Below are 18,834 nucleotides of genomic sequence, written 5' to 3' on the forward strand. Positions count from 1 at the left end.
TGTCTTGTATTGACTCAATAGTTTTTATTGGTTGCAAAGTCTAAACACACGACTGTTCAACCATATATTGCCGGGTAATAAAATTATCGAAATAAGTTGCTTTTTACAATTAGTTCGGTATAATTAAGAATCATTCTCATTATTAATAATTCTTTGATCTTGGTTTTGTTTGGTAATAAATTTGACTGAACTTTAGATTACAGGGTATTCGATATGTACGTATGTATTTGCAAAGGAGTTACAGAAAGAGCATTGCGGGAAGCAATTTATCAGGGTGCGGACCGGATGAGGGATTTAAAGGCTTGCCTCGGTGTTACGGAGCAGTGTGGTTTGTGTGCGTGCCATGTCAAACAGGTCTTGGATCAAACCCTGGAGCAAAAATCCCACACGCAAGATCTGATGCCTCAATCTTTTTCTACTCAATCGACTTGTATGTGTGAAAATGCTGCATAGGGGAAAGAGTATCGGGTAGTTTCAAACTGGCGTAGCGGGGAGACGCTACAATAGTATTGTTATTCTATTAGGCCGTTTCAGTGTCTTTTGAATCTTTTTTGTGCCAAGAATATTTTGATTTGTCTTGAAAAGGCGCACCGACGTATGCAGCCAATGTGTGCTTACGTACTTTAGTCAGTTTCTGCGCTAAGGAGCAGAAACTGACTTCGCAGAAGTTAGATACAGGCTCGATCAAACGATATCTATATTTGCGCACTTATTTTCCTTATGTGATACTTGTGTATCATTAAATAGCGCTGTTATGTTACATAAAATGCCTTAGGGTGCTTGCTAAAATAGCAAAAATATTTGTGTCTTAATTTATTATGGTTATCCGCAGGATTGTTAAGTGTGTCTGTTTCTATGCAATATTGTTAAATTTCAGCTTGGCGCTAACCCTTCCTCCGAAATCAAGTTTTGCTGAATCAATAAATCCTCCATCAACTATACGCACCTTTAGTATTCCAGCCGGTTCTTTGCAAGATGCTATCAATCAGTTTGTGGAACAATCGGGAATTAAACTGATTGCCGATCCTGCTTTGCTCCAGGGAAGAGTGACTTTTGGTCTCGATGGCAATTTTGAAATTCAGTCGGCTTTGAATCAATTGCTTGAGAATTCTGGGTTACAAGTAAATAAGCAAGCTGATGGTTATATCATTGCGGTACAGTCAGCTGAATCAGGTTCAGGGGCTGAAGAATCGATCGTTACTTTGCCTTTGATTAAAATCACTGCCGATAGTACGAGTCGTTATACGGCGGTGAGTACCACTACAGCGACAAAAACCAATACTTTACTGCGCGATGTTCCACAAGCTATTTCAGTAATAACCAATGAGTTGATTAAAGATCAATCAATTCGTAGTCTGAGCGATGCAGTTCGCTATGTGCCCGGTGTTGGTGTGTCCCAGGGTGAAGGCAATCGTGATGCGCTGGTTTTTCGCGGTAATCGTTCGACCGGAGATTTTTTTATTGATGGCATTCGGGATGATGCGGAATTCTACCGCGATTTATACAATATTGAACGTGTCGAAGTACTCAAAGGCGCTAACGGAATGATTTTTGGCCGTGGCGGTTCGGGTGGTGTAGTAAACCGTGTGTCGAAGCAGGCCAATTGGGATCCGGTTCGGGAATTTACTTTTCAAGGAGGTTCATTCAATCAGAAAAGAATGACCGCTGATGTCGGCTATGTTATTAATGATGTAGCTGCCGTTCGTTTAAATGCCCTGTACGAAGATGCCGGCAGTTTTCGCGATGGAGTCAATATGGAGCGTCTTGGAATATCTCCCACCATTACGATCAAACCAACACATCGCACTAAGGTGATTGCAGGTATGGAGCGATTTCATGATGATCGTACTGCTGATCGAGGTATTCCTTCATTTTTAGGCCGTCCTGTCAATGTGCATGAGTCTCAATTTTTTGGCGACCCGAAGCGCAGTAATGCGAATATCGATGTGCTTTCATTCAACTCCCTCATTGAACATAAATTTGATTCCGGGGTTACGCTGCAGAACAGGACAAACTATACGACGTACGATAAGTTTTACCAAAATATCTTTGCCAATAGTCAGGTTTTCGCCGGGTTGGTATCGCTCGGAGCGTATAACAATGCAACAACGCGTGAAAATGTTTTTAATCAGACAAATCTGCTCTATTCGCTCAATACCGGACCAATTTCACATACATTGATGGCAGGTATCGAGGTAGGGCGTCAGGAAACCCATAATCAGAGGAAAAACGGTTTCTTTAATAAGGATGTGTCGCAAGTCAATTTACGGGTGCCTATCAGTAATCCGGTTACAAACACTCCAGTGGATTTTTTGACACGCGATACGGATGCGCATAATCGGAGTGTCGTCAATGTTACATCCCTATATATCCAGGATCAGATTGAATTGCTGCCACAGCTGCAATTAATTGCAGGCGTACGCTACGATTTGTTTGAAGTGGATTTTCGCCAGCGGAATGCAGGAAGAGATCACCTGAAAACTAGGGATGATTTGATCGCTCCGCGCTTTGGGGTTATTTATAAACCTATCGAGCCGGTTTCTTTTTATGCCAGTTACAGTCAGGCTTATGTACCACGTGCTGGCGATCAGCTGACATCCTTGAACGTAACAGTCGATACACTTAAACCGGAAAAATTCACGACACTGGAGACTGGAGTTAAGTGGGATATTCGTCCTGATTTGGCATTAACAGGTGCTGTTTATCAACTGAATCGAACCAATGTGATCACGGCTGATCCGAATGATCCGACACGAACCTTCTTAGCTAAGGGGCAGCGTACAGAAGGTGTGGAAATCAGTCTCAATGGTCAATTGACTTCAGATTGGAGTGTAATGGGCGGTTATGCTTATCAAACCGGTGAATTTACCAGTGAAGTACCCGGAGTAGCAAAAAAAGGAGCTACGGTAGGAGAGCTTCCTCGGCATACTTTTTCTGCCTGGAATCGATACGATATTACTCCTAAAGTGGGAGCAGCGGTTGGTGTGATTTATCGTGGTGAGATGTTTGCTTCGGCTGATAATACGGTCAGAATTCCTGATTTTACAAGAGTTGATGCGGCATTGTTTGCACAGTTTACCAAGCGGTTCCGCGGTCAGTTAAATATTGAGAATTTGTTTGATGCCAATTATTTTGCTTCGGTACATAACAACAATAACATTACGCCGGGCTCACCAATAGCCATTCGCGCGACTTTAATTGCAAATTTCTAACAAATAAACAGTAATATCAAAAAAGCAGTTGATAAGATATAAATTGATTTTATAAATAATAATAATTATCATTGATGTTCGTATTTGTATTGATTAATTTTAAAAAGGGCTCCTAATGATGTTTCTATCTAAAAAACTCATGATTTCAATAAGGAAGTTGTTGATAATGAGTTTAATTGTTTTTACTTTAATGATAAATAACACCAGTGTATTTGCTGCAGCTGATGTTCAAGCGATTCAAAACGCTGTGACTGCTTACCAGACGATTGGAACGTTGCGTAGAGAAACGCTAATTAATGGAGATGCTATTGCAAATGCTTATGCAGGTGCGTTACAAACACTTGTGCAGGAAGTAGATACGGCCAATAATCTGAAGTTGGATAGTGATGTTTTGGCTGCAATTGACGAAATCAAAAGTGGAAATGAACCGGCATTGGCAGGTCAGGTAGTCGATAAGACTCTGCAACGTGTTTTTTATCAAGTTGTTTTTAATCGTATGTCAGATATACGCAATCTGTTTGAGTCCACCTCAACTGAGGTATTAAATCAAATGTTGGATGAAATGATTGCGTCTTTTCAAGCGATTTCAGGAAATGTCGCCAGAGCCAATCAAGTGCTGAGTGCGGATAAACAATCAATCGTGGAAGGTAGCAATCCGGGAGCCGATATTGCGTTTAATGAATCGGTTGCACGAATTAGAACAGCGCTGAATAAAAGCAATCCGGAAGAAGATGCTGGTGTTGTCGCTGTTGAGCGTTACGTTACAAGAATCTCATCGCTAGCCCGGGCGTATTACAACGCTGTTCTACGCGAAGTAGCAGGCGCTATAGAAAGTAAAAACAATGCGGATGTTGAAGGGATGCGCGTAGAGCTGAAAGAAGGAGAGGTTTTCTATCGCACTATCGAATCTCTGGTTGCACGCGATAATCCCGTGGGTAATTTGCTCATTAAAGCCCGATTGGCAGGTGATGGTTCTGATCTTGTAGTGGACGAGATAGTTAGCGATTTAAACAAAGGAATGCTGGGTCGATCAAGAGGGGAAATGGCTAATATTGCTACAGCTGAAAATCGTGTAGGAAGAATGGCGGAAGCTTCAGGAACAGTGGAATTTGCCAAAATCTTTATGCCTGATCTTGAATTACGATTGGGCGCGACTGTGCGCGGCAATCTGGAAACCGCATTGAATGATCTGAATAGTGCGGCTAAAGCAGATGATGCTGCTAAATCAGCGGCGGCACAAGCTACAATAACGACGATTTTTGATAGTTATGAGGCTGAGCTTAATTTAACTGAATATGACGCTACTACTGAAACAGCGTTGATTGATAATGCAGTTGCAAGTTTCAAGACAATTGGTGAATTACGTGCAGAAACTACGATTAATGGAGCAGCAATCGAAGCCGCCTATGCAGGGGAATTGCAACAACTGACACAATTGGTTGATCAAGTATATGGCTCAACGATTGACGCAGATGTATCGGCTGCAATTGAATCGGTAAAGGCTGGAAATGAAATTCCATTTTCGCTGCAAATCATCGATAAATCATTACAACGTGTATTTGCTCTCGTTGTTTATAACCGAACAACGCTCGTGATAGAAAACTTTGATAGCTTATCCACTGATGATCTGGTCTTAGAATGGGATAGAGCTAATTCAGCTTATGGCGCTATTGCTGGTACCGCCGCTAGGGTTAACAAGGTTCTCACAGAGGATAAACAAACACTCCAGGATGGCAGTAATCCCGACTTAGACGATCAAATTACTTTGGCGTTTGTGCAGGGAAGAGAGGCATTAAGCAAAGCAAATTCGGATGATAGCTTCAATGTCGTCATAGCGCGTGAAAACATCATCGTTCCATTGGCGAGAAGCTTCTTGATCGGTGTATTACGTGAAGTTGAAGGAATTATTGCGAGCCGGAATACAGATGCCATAGATGCACGGGAAAAACAAATCGAAGGTGAGTTTTTCTACCGTATTGTTGAGAGTTTTATTGCTCCGGATAATCCTGTAGGTAACGATCTGATTAAGGCTCAATTAACGGGTGACTTAGCTAATGTAGTCGCAAACGAAATTGTTATTGAGATCAGCAAAGGAATTATTGGTCAAGTCAATAGAAATATCGACATCATTGAGTCGACTTTTGGGATTGACAGAAATCAGGCTCTCGTAGCGGTTGAGAGAGTTTCTTTATATATCAATATCTTCTTGCCGGATCTGGAATTGCGTTTAGGTACTCTGGAACGTGTTAAGGTACAGAATGCATTGCAAGATCTGAGAGAGGCCAGTGAAACCGATGATGTATCCAAGGCATTAACTGCGGGATCGACGCTAACCGGAATTATAGCAGCGTACGAAAACGAACTAATCTAATAGTTGAATTGAGTAGTATAGCCCATCACTGAAAAATTCAGTGATGGGCTAATTTTTATTCACGACAGTAGAGTAGGGTCAACATTGTCGGTGGATATTTTATCTTGCAACTGTGAAGCTTCCTTTGCAGAATCCAGACAATAATCTTCCAAACAATTATTAGCTATTACAATCCATACTGTATCGTCAAGACACAATTCGGTTAAGTTAAAATCTGTTACCGAGGAATTTTCCAAAATATGATATAACTTTATTGATGGTTTGAGCGTACATCAGATAATGTCTCAGAGTTCATTTATTGCTAAACAGCAGCTCTTAGTGATGCAAAGAGAGAATTTTATATCCTGAGCTTAAACTTTTAGTATTCGGAAATAACTGCTGAAAAAGAAACTGTCACTGAGTGTTATACTGAGCAGGTGCGCAAGAAGCAATGCATATAAATTCAATATCATATTGCTTATTCTAGCCTAAATACGATTGTCAATAATTTTGATATTAACATGCAATTCGTAACCAATGGCCCGGATATCCCAGAAGAACTCTTACGAATGCACGAAGAAGGGCATCTCGTGTTCTTTTGTGGTGCAGGCATTTCCTATTCAGCCGGACTCCCCGGATTTAAAGATTTAGTAGATAAGATCTATGAGTCTGCGGGCACAAAGCGGGATCCGATTGAGCAAGCTGCATATGACCAAAGTCAGTTTGATGCTACCTTGAATTTTCTAGAGAACCGCTTACAAGGACAACGGCAGGGATTAGAGATGCGCAAGGTGCTAGAGAAGGTACTTCAGCCTAATCTACGCCGCAAAGGGGCAATGGACATTCACACTGCATTGCTTAAATTGGCGCATGATCGGAAAGGCTCGTTAAGGTTGGTAACAACTAATTTCGATAGAATTTTTGAGAAGGTAGCAAAACGAACAAAGCAGCCAATTAATTCTTTTGCGGCACCAATGTTGCCAATCCCCAAAGACAGTCGTTGGAATGGATTAGTTTACTTACATGGATTAATACCTGATAAACCGAATGACGATGATTTACAGCGACTAATTGTAACCAGTGGAGATTTTGGCTTGGCTTACCTGACCGAACGTTGGGCAGCGCGATTTGTTAGCGAATTGCTGCGCAATTATGTCGTTTGTTTTGTTGGTTACAGCATTAATGATCCAGTGATGCGCTATATGATAGATGCGTTGGCTGCTGACCGAATGCTGGGAGAAGCTACTCCGCAAGCCTATGCATTAAGTGATTGTGAATCTGGGCAAGAAGAGCATAAGGCTAACGAATGGAAAGCTAAGGGTATTATACCGATTCTATATGAACCCATTGAAGGTCATGCTGTATTGCGCAGCACTCTGAAGCTTTGGGCTGATATCTACCGCGATGGCATTCTTGGAAAAGAAAGAATTGTTATCGAACACGCTATTGCACATCCATCAGCTAGCACGCAGCAAGATGATTTTGTTGGTAGGATGCTCTGGGCTTTGTCTCACCAATCCGGGTTGCCTGTTAAATGCTTTGCTGAATTTAACCCCGTTCCATCTTTAGAATGGCTCAAAGTATTCTCCGAGGATCGCTATCAATACGGTGATCTTGACCGTTTCGGGATATCGCCATGTCCTACGGTTGTTAAAAAATTGCATTTCAGTTTTATTCGTCGACCTGCACCTTACATGCTCGCACCTTATATGTCGCTGGCACCGGAGGTAGCAGATGCCCGGTGGGATGCTGTGATGTTACAACTTGCACGCTGGCTGGTACGGCATCTTAATGACCCGGAATTAATTATTTGGCTGGCTCAACGAGGCGGTCAATTGCACAATCAGTGGTCTAAGTTGATCGAGAATGAATTGGACCGCTACACAAGATTGGAACGTGATGGAAAAACGGATGAGCTAGAGGATATTCGAAAAAATGCTCGGAATGCGATTCCTCAACCATCGATGCGAATACTGTGGCGTTTGTTATTGACGAATCGAGTGAAATCATGGGGGCACGATTGGGAGTTTTACAGATGGAAAGAGCGATTGCAGCGCGATGGCTTAACTGCAACGCTGCGTTTTGAGTTGCGTGAATTGTTGGCACCTAAGGTGGTGCTGAAAAAGCCTTTCCGTTGGAACGAAGATAAAGACAATGACAAAGCAGGGGGCCCGCAGCAACTCAAACAACTCGTAGATTGGGAGTTAATGCTGACTACCGATCATGTTCATTCGGTGCTGGCAGATCTTGCTCAAGTAAAATGCTGGGATGAGATATTGCCAAAACTGCTCGGAGAGTTTCAACAGTTGTTGTCTGATGCATTAGATTTGTTGCGGGAACTGAGTGAGGCAGATGATTTTAAAGATCGTTCTTTTTGGGATCTGCCCTCCATTGAATCGCATTGGCAGAATCGAGGATACCATGAATGGGTAGCACTTATTGAATTGCTTCGGGATGCTTGGCTGGCTACAAGGAAGACTGATCCCAATAAGGCAGCTTGGATCGCGCAAGTTTGGTTCGATTTGCCGTACCCGACGTTCAAACGTCTTGCCCTACTTGCTGCTAGCCAGGATGACTGCATTGCTTCCGAACGATGGTTTGAGTGGTTAATCGTCGATGGTGTGAAGTGGTTGTGGGCAACAGATACTCACCGGGAGGTGATGCGTTTGCTCGTATTGCAAGGTAATCGACTATCGCAGGAAGCAAGTACAAAACTGGAAAACGCTATTCTTGCTGGGCCACCGCGAGAAAAATTCCAGGATGATATTGAGCCGGAATGGCGGCAATCTCATGTTGATTATTCGATCTGGCTGCGCTTTGCCAAGCTTCAAGCAGGCGGCAGTAATCTGAGCACTATTGCTTTGTCATATTTCACAGAATTATCTAAAAGAAATCCTAAATGGAAGCTCTCAGATGACGAGCGAGATGAGTTTACACACTGGATGAGCGGCACAGACGATCCAGATTACGAGGAAAGTCGCAACATCGACATTGCACCGCGAAGTCGTCGAGAACTCGCTAAATGGCTTAAACGACCACTGCCAGAACGCCATCCATTTTACGAAGATACCTGGCGAGACACTTGTAGTTCTCGTTTATTCCACAGCTTAGGTGCTCTATGCGATCTTGCTCAAGAAGGGATATGGCCGCCTGGGCGTTGGCGAGAAGCGTTATATGCATGGAGCGAAGATAAAGTAATTCTCCGGTCGTGGCGCTACGCTGCGGCGTTGGTACAGACCATGCCTGACGACGTACTTCAAGAAATTGCACCCAGCATTGCCTGGTGGCTGGAGAAGGTGTCTAAATTCGTTGACCGGCATGAAGATATTTTACTGGATATGTGCCGTCGGGTAATGGAACTGCCACTTGAATCTGACTCCAGTATCATGATGGATGGTAAATCGATCAATCGACCTGTTCTTGAAGCGATCAATCACCCGGTTGGTCACGTTACCCAAGCATTGCTGAATCTGTGGTTCAAACATAAGCCAAATGACAACGACACACTACCGACAGAATTCAAATCGTACTTCACCAAGCTGTGCGATACGACTGTTAAGCAATTTCTTCATGGCCGGGTGCTGCTCGCCTCACAATTAATTATACTTTTTCGCGTGGATCGTCCTTGGACGGAGCAACATTTGTTGCCGCTGTTCGATTGGACTGCCCAACCAGTTGAGGTGCGAGCGGTTTGGGATGGTTTTCTTTGGTCTCCACGTTTATATCGACCACTACTGATTGCCTTCAAGACGCAATTCTTAGAAACCGCTAATCATTACTCGGAGTTGGGCGAGCATAGTGGCCAATTTGCAGTATTCCTGACTTATGCGGCATTGCATCAGGTGGAAGGATACACTTCACAAGATTTTCGGTCAGCTGTAAGTATTTTGCCTAAAGATGGTCTGCAGGAGATAGCGAAGGCTCTCTCACAAGCTTTAGAAGGGGCCGGAGAACAACCTGAGGATTACTGGAAGAATCGGATTAAACCATTTTTGGAACAAATTTGGCCTAAATCGCACCGCCTTGTTTCAAATGAAATTTCTAAATATTTTGTTCGTCTTAGCATTGCCGCAGGTAAGGAATTTCCTATAGCCTTATCACTAATTCTGAACTGGTTACAACCGTTTGAACATCCAAATCATGCTTTACGTCTTTTCCATAAATCCGGTTTATGCAATCGATTTCCCAATGAAGCACTGCAACTACTGGATAAGATAATTGATAATCAACTTTGGATAACTCAAGAGCTAAAGCAATGTTTGGAAGTGATTTCCCAGGCATCGCCTGCACTGATCAATGATCATCGATACAAACAATTATCGGAACAAGCTAGACGATCGAGTGGTTGATTATCGAGAGTGTTTATATTTTATTATTCATATTGCTGAATTTTCAGCTGATTTCTGTCCCACTGCAATAAATTTCCGGATATATGGAATGGTTTTGTCCGATTCCCGCATTGCCAATAACAATTTCTGATACAACCCTTGCTTGCCAATACGGACTTTTCTTAACTCAAGATTTTTGGTTTTAATATCCGCTAGCCACTCCGGTAGTACGCAGACGCCGCGGTTTAAGGCGGTCATGTGCAGCATGATTTCCAGTGATTCAATCGGTTTTAGTTTCTCCGGTTTTAGGTGTGCGGGGGTCATAAAATGCGTCAGAATATCCAATCTTTCCAGTGGCACCGGGAAGGTTAACAAGTTTTCCTTGCTCAAGTGTTCAGGTGTTAAATATTTTATGCCTGCTAACGGATGATCGGCACACACTAGCAGTACCAATTGATATTCTGCCAAAATCTCATAAACGATTTTTTCTTTTTTGACTATATCAGGTGTGATCAGAACGTCAATATGATGGTTGAGCAAACCTTCCAATCCGGTAAATTGGAATTTTTGTACAATATCGATATCAATCTCGGGCATTCCTCGCATGAACTGGCCGATCATCCCCGTAAGCCATTCAAAACAGGGATAGCATTCCACACCGATACGTAAAATACCTTGTCGGCCCACACTATAAGCTTCGAGAGTTTTCTCCGCCTGCGATAAAACCGGCAATACTTGATTGGCTACCTCCAGAAGAAGTTTACCCGCTTGGGTCAAGCGCAAGTTACGGCCCTCACGTTCCCATAATGTAATGCTTAGTTTCTTTTCCAGATAACCAATCTGATGCGATAAGGCAGGCTGACTTAAACATAATGCATTAGCGGCTTCGGTGAGCGTGCCATTGGAATGGAGCGCCTGGATGATTTTGAGGTGACTGTGTTCGATCATTTATTAGGAAACCTTATTGGTAGATCAAAATTTATCATTATTATTCATTAATCGTTATTCGTACAATAACCCCATCAATATTTATGAGTGGTGATGAAATTATGGTAACGACACACAACCTCGGGTTTCCACGCATCGGTAGAAACCGGGAATTAAAGTTTGCTTTGGAAAAATACTGGAAAGGTGGCATTTCTGAATCAGCCTTATCGGATATCGCGGCGGATCTGAGAGTTCGGCATTGGCAGGATCAATCGATACTCGATTGGATTCCAGTCGGTGATTTTTCATTATACGATCACGTGCTGGATATGAGCTTTATGCTGGGCAATATTCCAGAACGCGTCAGCATGTTTTCCACCGGCAATACAATCGATAACTATTTTCGTGTGGCAAGAGGCCGCTCAGCCAACGATATTACCGCTCATTCCTGTATTAATGCAGGTGAAATGACCAAATGGTTTGATACCAATTATCACTATATCGTACCCGAGTTTAACCGGAATACAAAATTCTCACTAAATGTCAGTGGCCTGCTTGAGCAAATTCAACACGCTCAGAAAATCCATCAGCATATTAAGCCTGTCATACTAGGGCCAGTGACCTATTTATGGCTTGGAAAATCCAAGGATGACAGCGATAAGCTTGACCAATTGGATGAATTACTCGTTATTTATGCGCAATTGCTAGATCGGCTAAAGCATGCGGGTATTCACTGGGTACAAATCGACGAGCCGATTCTGGTTATGGAATTGGCGCAGGAATGGAAATATGCGGTGCGCAAGACATATTATCAATTACAAGCTGCGTCTGTGAATTTAATGCTGACGACATACTTTGGGCAGTTACAAGATAATCTGCAACTTGCTTGCGAACTGCCGGTTCAGGGCTTGCATCTGGATGCTGTTACGGCGCATGATGAGATTGACAAAGTGATTGATTGGTTGCCGGCGCATAAAATACTTTCATTGGGTGTTGTTAACGGACGCAATATCTGGAAAACCGATTTAACTCATACACTGAATTGGCTGGAGCCCATACATGCACGACTGCAAGATCGACTGTGGCTCGCACCATCCTGTTCATTGCTGCATGCACCTGTTGATCTGGAAAGTGAGCAAAAACTCGATGCGGATATTCGGTCGTGGCTGGCATTTGCTGCGCAGAAATTAAACGAAATCGAAGTGCTTGCAAAAGCTTTGAATCACGGCAGAGAAAGCGTTGCTGTGGTTCTGCGGGAAAATAGCGCGGCGGTTACTAGCCGCAAACAATCCAAGCGCGTACATCACGCGGACATAAAAGCACGTGTGGATGAAATCAATGAAGCGATGGGTATACGCCAATCGCCCTATCATCAGCGATCAATCCTACAGCGCAAGCAATTCCGATTGCCGCTGTTTCCTACCACAACCATTGGTTCTTTTCCGCAAACGCTGGAAATCAGACAAACGCGCCGTAATTTCCGCGAAGGCAAACTACCGGAAGCGGAATACCGGCAAGCGATGCGTAAAGAAATTGAATTTTGTGTGCGGGAGCAGGAAGCATTGGGATTGGATGTTTTGGTGCATGGTGAGCCGGAGCGTAACGATATGGTGGAATATTTCGGCGAGCAACTCGATGGGTTTGCCTTTACTCAATTTGGCTGGGTCCAATCGTATGGATCACGGTGTGTCAAGCCGCCGATCATTTATGGCGATGTTTCACATTCACATGCCATGACCACGGAATGGATCGAATATGCCCAATCACTTACCCAAAAGCCGATGAAAGGAATGCTTACGGGGCCTGTCACAATGTTGAATTGGTCATTTGTTCGTGACGATCAACCGCGCGCGCAAACGTGTATGCAGCTGGCGCTTGCGATACGCGATGAAGTTCTGGGTTTGGAGCAAGCGGGCATCCAAATTATTCAAATTGATGAGGCCGCAATGAGAGAAGGTTTGCCGCTCAGAAAATCGCAATGGGATGATTATTTGAACTGGGCAATTCGTGCATTTCGTGTCACCGCAAATGGCGTAAAAGACGCGACGCAAATTCATACGCATATGTGCTACTCGGAATTCAATGACATTATGGAGGCGATCGCACGTATGGATGCCGATGTGATTACGATCGAAACGTCACGTTCGGATATGGAATTACTGGATGCCTTTGATCAGTTTCGATATCCGAATGAAATTGGTCCGGGCGTATACGATATCCATTCGCCCAATATACCGTCTGTTGATTCCATTATTGAATTAATGGAGAAGGCTGCGCAACGAATACCGGTTGAACGTTTGTGGGTGAATCCCGATTGCGGGCTAAAAACACGCACTTGGGAAGAAGTAAAACCGGCATTGCACAATATGATTGCCGCCAGTCGGCATTTAGCCCGTCATTTAATCGCGAAGCAGGTCAGCTAAATTTGACTTGCCGGTGTTATTTAGCGATGATATGCAACACTTTATCCATCACGGTTTATAAGGAGTAATCATGACGACCAATACCATACTCAAGCAAAAAATCACTGCCATTATCAGCGAAAAGCATCTGCTCAAACATCCGTTCTATATTGCCTGGACTGAAGGTAAACTGACCAAGGAGCAATTGCGCCATTATGCTGAGCAATATTTCTATAATGTGCTGGCTGAACCCACCTACCTAAGCGCTGTACATTTCAATACGCCACATATCCATTCGGAATCGAATAGTGGTGATATCAGCGTGCGCCAGGAAGTATTGAAAAATCTGATTGATGAAGAACATGGCGAAAAGAATCATCCGACATTATGGAAAAATTTCGCTTTTGCTTTGGGTGCAAATGACAAGAGCTTAGCGAGTGCCTCTGCATTGCCGACTACCGAGAAGCTTGTTTCCACATTCCGCGATATTTGTTTAAATCGGCCTTTCTACGCGGGGCTTGCTGCGCTGCATGCATTTGAATCGCAAGTGCCTGACATTGCTGCGGTAAAAATTGATGGTCTGGCTAAGTTTTATGGTATGAAGAACCCTGAAGATTATGAATTCTTTTCGGTACATCAGAAAGCCGATATTTATCATTCTCAGGCAGAATGGGCAATTATCGAACGATTTGCCGACAACCCGGAAAAACAAGCGGAAGTTTTGGCTGCAACCCAGGAGGCTTGCGATGCGCTATGGGGTTTTCTGGATGGAATTCATGAAACCTACTGCGCTAACCTGATGTGCGAACAAAAAGAAGCGGTAACTTTACATTAGCGTTCGGAAGCTTGCTTAATTTTCTGATAAGTTCATGTAAAAGTTAATTCTATGATTATATTGCATTATTGTTAATATAATCCAAATCTCTTTCAAGCTTCTTTAGAAAGAATCGCAACAGACTGAGAATAAGCCAATCCCCGGTCATGCCGCGGATTGGCTTATTTATTGATACCTTGAAGAGTTTCCATTTCGATTATCAAAGGGTCACTACTGCGCGATAATTCGCTTTAATTCACGGTCAAAGTTTGCCGTATGGGAACGTGTTTAGCGTATATAATGCTACGTTTGATTGTTCCAAGAAAATCTTGCACTATCAGAATAGATTGTTATTCAATCTTCGCAAAACATTTTCATTACCATGCGCCCAATTTTAAAATCCAGAAAACTGACAAATGTTTGTTATGACATTCGTGGGCCGGTGCTTGAGCGCGCCCGTCAAATGGAAGAAGAAGGCCATCATATTATCAAACTGAATATTGGTAACCCTGCGACATTTGGTTTTGATGTGCCGGAAGAAATTTTGCAGGACGTAATTCGTAATTTATCGGATGCTTCCGGTTATTGCGATTCTAAAGGGTTGTTTGCTGCGCGCAAGGCGATCATGCATTACACGCAGGAAAAGCAGATAAAGAATGTGCAACTGGATGATATCTTTATCGGCAATGGTGTATCCGAACTGGTTGTTCTGGCAATGCAGGCCCTGTTGGATAATGGCGATGAAGTGCTGATTCCGATGCCGGATTACCCACTGTGGACCGCCGCCGTTGTGCTTTCAGGAGGGATAGCTAAGCATTATCTGTGTGATGAAGAATCCGGATGGTTTCCCAATTTGGATGATATTCGTGCCAAAATCACACCGAAAACCCGTGCAATCGTCATTATCAATCCCAACAATCCCACCGGTGCCCTCTATCCTGATGAGTTGTTGCTTAAGATCATTGAAATTGCCCGGCAGCATCAATTGATTATTTATGCGGATGAGATCTATGACAAGATATTGTACGAACAAGCAACGCATACCTCCATTGCATCGCTGGCGGAAGATATTTTGTTTGTAACATTCAACGGACTATCCAAAAATTACCGGGCAGCTGGCTTCCGTTCCGGTTGGGCGGTGGTTTCGGGAGAAAAAAACCATGCCCGGGATTATATTGCAGGGTTGAATATGCTGGCGTCCATGCGATTATGTGCGAATGTGCCGTCACAATTTGGAATTCAAACCGCATTGGGCGGGTATCAAAGTATTTATGATTTAACTCTGCCTACCGGCCGATTGATGCGCCAACGCGATGTAGCGTGGAAATTGTTGACCGATATTCCCGGTGTAACCTGTTTTAAACCGCAATCGGCATTGTATTTATTTCCCCGCTTGGATCCAGAAATTTATCCGATAGAAGATGATCAGGAATTTGCCTTACAACTTTTGCTTGAGGAGAAAGTTTTGCTTGTGCAGGGTACCGGTTTTAACTGGATGAAACCGGATCATTTTCGTGTTGTATTTTTACCTAATGTAGATGATTTGACTGAGGCTGTCGGACGTATCGCACATTTTCTGCAACATTATCGCAAGCGTCACGGTACGTACTGATCAAGAGCTTTGACTTTATTTCTTGTCAGCTGAACCCTATAATCACGCATCAACTTGATTATTAATTTTTTATTGAATTTATGAAACCCATTCACATTGGTTTATTAGGAGTTGGCACCGTTGGCGGTGGCACCTACACGGTTCTCAAACGTAACCAGGAAGAGATCGCACGCCGTGCCGGGCGGAAGATTGTCGTCAAGATGATAGCCGATAAGGATATGGATAAAGCCCGGAGTTTGGCGGATTCGGATGTGACGGTGACCTCCGATGCGCATGAAATTACTAAAAATCCTGATATTGATATCGTAGTGGAACTGATCGGAGGTCAGACCATTGCCAGGGATTTGATCCTGGAAGCGATCGCTCATGGCAAGCATGTCGTTACAGCCAATAAAGCGCTGCTGGCAAATCACGGCACCGAAATTTTTGCCGCTGCGCGTGCCAAAGGCGTTATTGTGGCTTTTGAAGCTGCGGTGGCAGGTGGTATTCCGATCATTAAAGCCTTACGTGAAGGTTTGACAGCAAATCGTATTACCTGGATTGCCGGAATCATCAATGGCACAGCAAATTTTATTTTGTCGGAAATGCGTGAAAAAGGATTATCGTTTGAGCAAGTTTTGATGCAAGCACAAAAACTTGGTTATGCCGAAGCTGATCCTACCTATGACATTGAAGGCATTGATGCGGCGCATAAAATTACTTTGATGTCAGCGATTGCATTTGGTATACCAGTACAATTCAGTAAAGTTTATACCGAAGGAATTACCAAGCTAACCGGTGAAGATATTCGTTATGCGGAAGAACTGGGTTATCGTATCAAGTTGTTGGGAATTACCAAGCGCGTGGAGAAAGGCATTGAATTGCGCGTGCATCCTACGTTGATTCCGATGCGACGTTTGATTGCCAATGTCGAAGGCGTGATGAATGCGGTTGTCGTTAGGGGTGATGCGGTTGGTGCCACACTTTACTACGGTGCTGGGGCTGGTGCTGAACCTACTGCCAGCTCGGTGATTGCGGACCTGGTTGATGTGACGCGCATGCAAACCGCTGATCCGATGCACCGCGTTCCAATCTTATCCTTTCAGCCGGATTTATTATCTGATACGCCGATTATTTCGATGGAAGAAGTCGAGACTTCATATTATTTGCGCATGCAGGTAATCGATAAACCGGGTGTCATGGCTGAAATTACCCGCATCGTGGCAGACCACGATATTTCTATCAGTGCTCTAATCCAGAAAGAAGCCAGCAGCGATTCTGACAGAGTCAGCATTATCATGCTGACCCACTTGACGGTCGAAAGGAATATCAATGCGGCGATTGTGCAGATCGAATCGTTATCTGTGGTGATGAGCAAAGTGATCCGCATCCGCATTGAAGAGCTAAACAATTAATACTAAAGTGAGTCCCGATTATTCGAGAGCTTGACGGAGATTTCCCGGTAGGCCAAACCATAGGTTATCTGAATCAACAAAATTAGCATGCGTTATATTTCTACTCGCGGCGGAATGCCGCAGAAATCTTTTTCTGAAATTCTTTTGAGCGGTTTAGCGCCCGATGGCGGATTGGCGATGCCGGAGATCTATCCCAAAGTTACAATGGCAGAACTGGATGCTTGGAGAAACTTGAGTTATCCGTCGCTTGCATTCGAAGTTTTGTCACGGTTTGCGGATGATATTCCGGTTGATGATTTGCGCAATCTGATCAGCAAGACGTATACTCCCGAGGTTTTCGGCAGCGTGGATATTACGCCACTAAGAACCTTGGAGCCGGGTTTACATATTTTGGGATTATCCAATGGACCGACTCTGGCGTTCAAGGATATCGCGATGCAATTGCTCGGTAATTTATTTCAATATCAATTGGCCAAAACCGGGGATGAATTGAATATTCTCGGTGCAACATCGGGGGATACCGGTTCCAGTGCTGAATATGCCATGCGTGGTAAGCACGGCATTCGCGTTTTTATGCTTTCCCCATTGGGAAAAATGAGCCGCTTCCAGACCGCGCAAATGTTTTCGCTGCAGGATAAGAATATTCTCAACATCGCGATTCGCGGCGTGTTCGACGACTGCCAGGATATCGTTAAGGCTGTCAGCAACGATCATGCCTTCAAACTGGCGCACCGTATCGGCACGGTCAATTCGATTAATTGGGCGCGCATCGTGGCGCAAGTAGTGTATTATTTCAAAGGGTATTTTGCCGCGACCGGAAATAATGACGAGCAGGTTTCATTTGCAGTTCCGTCCGGGAATTTCGGTAACATTTGTGCCGGGCACGTGGCGCGAATGATGGGGTTGCCTATCAAGCATTTAATTCTGGCAACCAATGAGAACGACGTACTGGATGAATTTTTCCGAACCGGCGTGTATCGTCCACGTACCACCGCAGAAACCCGGCACACCAGCAGTCCATCGATGGATATTTCCAAAGCCTCCAACTTCGAACGTTTTATTTTTGACTTGACTGACAGAAACGCGGAGCAGGTGACTGAATTCTGGTCAAAAGTCGACCAAGGCAACGCCTTTGATCTATCCATCACACCATTATTTCCTAAAGTCAAGGACTACGGTTTTGTTTCCGGAAGCAGCAGCCATGCCGCGCGGATTGCAACTATTCGGGATATTTACCAGCGCTATCACGTGCTGGTCGATACCCATACCGCAGATGGTTTGAAAGTCGGGCAAGCACATCGCGAGGCGGGTGTGCCATTGATTTGTCTGGAAACCGCCTTGCCTGCCAAATTTTCTGAAAGCATCACGGAAGCCATTGGTTGCGAGCCGGAACTCCCGGTCGGCTTCGAGAATCTGGAAAGCCTTCCGCAGCGGTATGTGGTTAAAGAGGCGGATGTGCAAGCGATCAAGGAATATATTGATCAGCAATGTAAGATACCTGCGTAGTTTATTCCGGTTCCGGGAAGGAATAATACACCCCGTATTTTACTGTGGTGTTTCCCTTTTGCTAAGCTGACGAGACTGCAATCATATCGATTTTCAGTCGCGTAGGATATACGGCAGTGCCAATCGCTTCTACTATCAATGATGACCTGGTCGGTTACTTCGTTCCATTACGCTCATTCTACGATTAATTTTATAATATTGTTAAACTATATGCTCATAGCGTTATCAATGATATGACGCGGGAGGAGAAATTAACGAATTTTTGCTTCCACTTGTAAACAATTCGAGT

Annotated in this window: 11 protein-coding genes; 9 read left to right on the top strand and 2 right to left on the bottom strand. The window is 43.9% G+C overall.

Annotation, left to right across the window (positions count from 1 at the left end; all coding sequences use genetic code 11):
• The first annotated feature begins 213 nt into the window (after nucleotides 1–213).
• Nucleotides 214–453, top strand: coding sequence for a (2Fe-2S)-binding protein (locus CPG39_RS01855; RefSeq protein WP_013647520.1), 240 nt, complete (start codon nucleotides 214–216; stop codon nucleotides 451–453).
• A gap of 67 nt (nucleotides 454–520) precedes the next feature.
• Here the strand turns inward: CPG39_RS01855 and CPG39_RS14320 are convergent, their stop codons facing one another.
• Nucleotides 521–709, bottom strand: a complete 189-nt coding sequence (locus CPG39_RS14320; protein WP_145956196.1) for a hypothetical protein — start codon at nucleotides 707–709, stop codon at nucleotides 521–523.
• A 154-nt stretch (nucleotides 710–863) separates the two neighbouring features.
• Between CPG39_RS14320 and CPG39_RS01860 the strand changes: the two genes are divergently transcribed.
• The 3 genes from CPG39_RS01860 to dsr1 all read left to right on the top strand — a co-directional run bounded on the left by CPG39_RS01860 (nucleotide 864) and on the right by dsr1 (nucleotide 9,911).
• The gene (locus CPG39_RS01860) at nucleotides 864–3,212 is read left to right on the top strand and encodes a TonB-dependent siderophore receptor (protein ID WP_231990356.1); all 2,349 of its coding nucleotides are present in this window, start codon (nucleotides 864–866) and stop codon (nucleotides 3,210–3,212) included.
• Nucleotides 3,213–3,378: 166 nt separating this feature from the next.
• Entirely contained in the window at nucleotides 3,379–5,583 is a 2,205-nt protein-coding gene (locus CPG39_RS01865; RefSeq protein ID WP_231990357.1) for a hypothetical protein, read from the top strand.
• A 500-nt stretch (nucleotides 5,584–6,083) separates the two neighbouring features.
• The gene (gene dsr1 / locus CPG39_RS01870; RefSeq protein WP_096291780.1) at nucleotides 6,084–9,911 is read left to right on the top strand and encodes an anti-phage defense-associated sirtuin Dsr1; all 3,828 of its coding nucleotides are present in this window, start codon (nucleotides 6,084–6,086) and stop codon (nucleotides 9,909–9,911) included.
• Between the two features lie 27 nt (nucleotides 9,912–9,938).
• On the opposite strand, the gene CPG39_RS01875 is transcribed toward dsr1, so the two are convergent.
• Nucleotides 9,939–10,838 carry a LysR family transcriptional regulator gene (locus tag CPG39_RS01875; RefSeq protein ID WP_096291781.1) on the bottom strand — a complete coding sequence of 300 codons (900 nt, stop codon included), beginning with the start codon at nucleotides 10,836–10,838 and terminating at the stop codon, nucleotides 9,939–9,941.
• Between the two features lie 101 nt (nucleotides 10,839–10,939).
• Here CPG39_RS01875 and metE point away from each other — a divergent pair, with 101 nt between their 5' ends.
• From metE to thrC, 5 genes are all read left to right on the top strand, one after another.
• Nucleotides 10,940–13,240 (top strand): 5-methyltetrahydropteroyltriglutamate--homocysteine S-methyltransferase, encoded by a 2,301-nt coding sequence (metE, locus tag CPG39_RS01880; RefSeq protein ID WP_096294223.1) that lies wholly within the window; start codon nucleotides 10,940–10,942, stop codon nucleotides 13,238–13,240.
• A 70-nt stretch (nucleotides 13,241–13,310) separates the two neighbouring features.
• Nucleotides 13,311–14,054 carry a CADD family putative folate metabolism protein gene (locus CPG39_RS01885; protein WP_096291782.1) on the top strand — a complete coding sequence of 248 codons (744 nt, stop codon included), beginning with the start codon at nucleotides 13,311–13,313 and terminating at the stop codon, nucleotides 14,052–14,054.
• 361 nt (nucleotides 14,055–14,415) lie between these two features.
• Nucleotides 14,416–15,645: a pyridoxal phosphate-dependent aminotransferase gene (locus tag CPG39_RS01890; protein ID WP_096291783.1), complete on the top strand. Its 1,230-nt coding sequence runs from the start codon at nucleotides 14,416–14,418 to the stop codon at nucleotides 15,643–15,645.
• 80 nt (nucleotides 15,646–15,725) lie between these two features.
• Nucleotides 15,726–17,039 (top strand): homoserine dehydrogenase, encoded by a 1,314-nt coding sequence (locus CPG39_RS01895; RefSeq protein ID WP_096291784.1) that lies wholly within the window; start codon nucleotides 15,726–15,728, stop codon nucleotides 17,037–17,039.
• An 87-nt stretch (nucleotides 17,040–17,126) separates the two neighbouring features.
• On the top strand, nucleotides 17,127–18,545 hold the full coding sequence (gene thrC, locus CPG39_RS01900; protein WP_096291785.1) for a threonine synthase: 1,419 nt from the start codon (nucleotides 17,127–17,129) through the stop codon (nucleotides 18,543–18,545).
• The last annotated feature ends 289 nt before the right edge of the window (nucleotides 18,546–18,834 follow it).

The organism is Nitrosomonas ureae, from assembly GCF_900206265.1.
GTDB lineage: Bacteria > Pseudomonadota > Gammaproteobacteria > Burkholderiales > Nitrosomonadaceae > Nitrosomonas > Nitrosomonas ureae_C.

Bases quoted from the DNA above. Each gene is read 5' to 3' on its own strand.
- CPG39_RS01855 (WP_013647520.1), top strand. From the start codon at position 214: ATGTACGTATGTATTTGCAAAGGAGTTACAGAAAGAGCATTGCGGGAA.
- CPG39_RS01865 (WP_231990357.1), top strand. From the start codon at position 3,379: ATGAGTTTAATTGTTTTTACTTTAATGATAAATAACACCAGTGTATTT.
- dsr1 (WP_096291780.1), top strand. From the start codon at position 6,084: ATGCAATTCGTAACCAATGGCCCGGATATCCCAGAAGAACTCTTACGA.
- CPG39_RS01875 (WP_096291781.1), bottom strand. From the start codon at position 10,838: ATGATCGAACACAGTCACCTCAAAATCATCCAGGCGCTCCATTCCAAT.
- metE (WP_096294223.1), top strand. From the start codon at position 10,940: ATGGTAACGACACACAACCTCGGGTTTCCACGCATCGGTAGAAACCGG.
- CPG39_RS01885 (WP_096291782.1), top strand. From the start codon at position 13,311: ATGACGACCAATACCATACTCAAGCAAAAAATCACTGCCATTATCAGC.
- CPG39_RS01890 (WP_096291783.1), top strand. From the start codon at position 14,416: ATGCGCCCAATTTTAAAATCCAGAAAACTGACAAATGTTTGTTATGAC.
- CPG39_RS01895 (WP_096291784.1), top strand. From the start codon at position 15,726: ATGAAACCCATTCACATTGGTTTATTAGGAGTTGGCACCGTTGGCGGT.
- thrC (WP_096291785.1), top strand. From the start codon at position 17,127: ATGCGTTATATTTCTACTCGCGGCGGAATGCCGCAGAAATCTTTTTCT.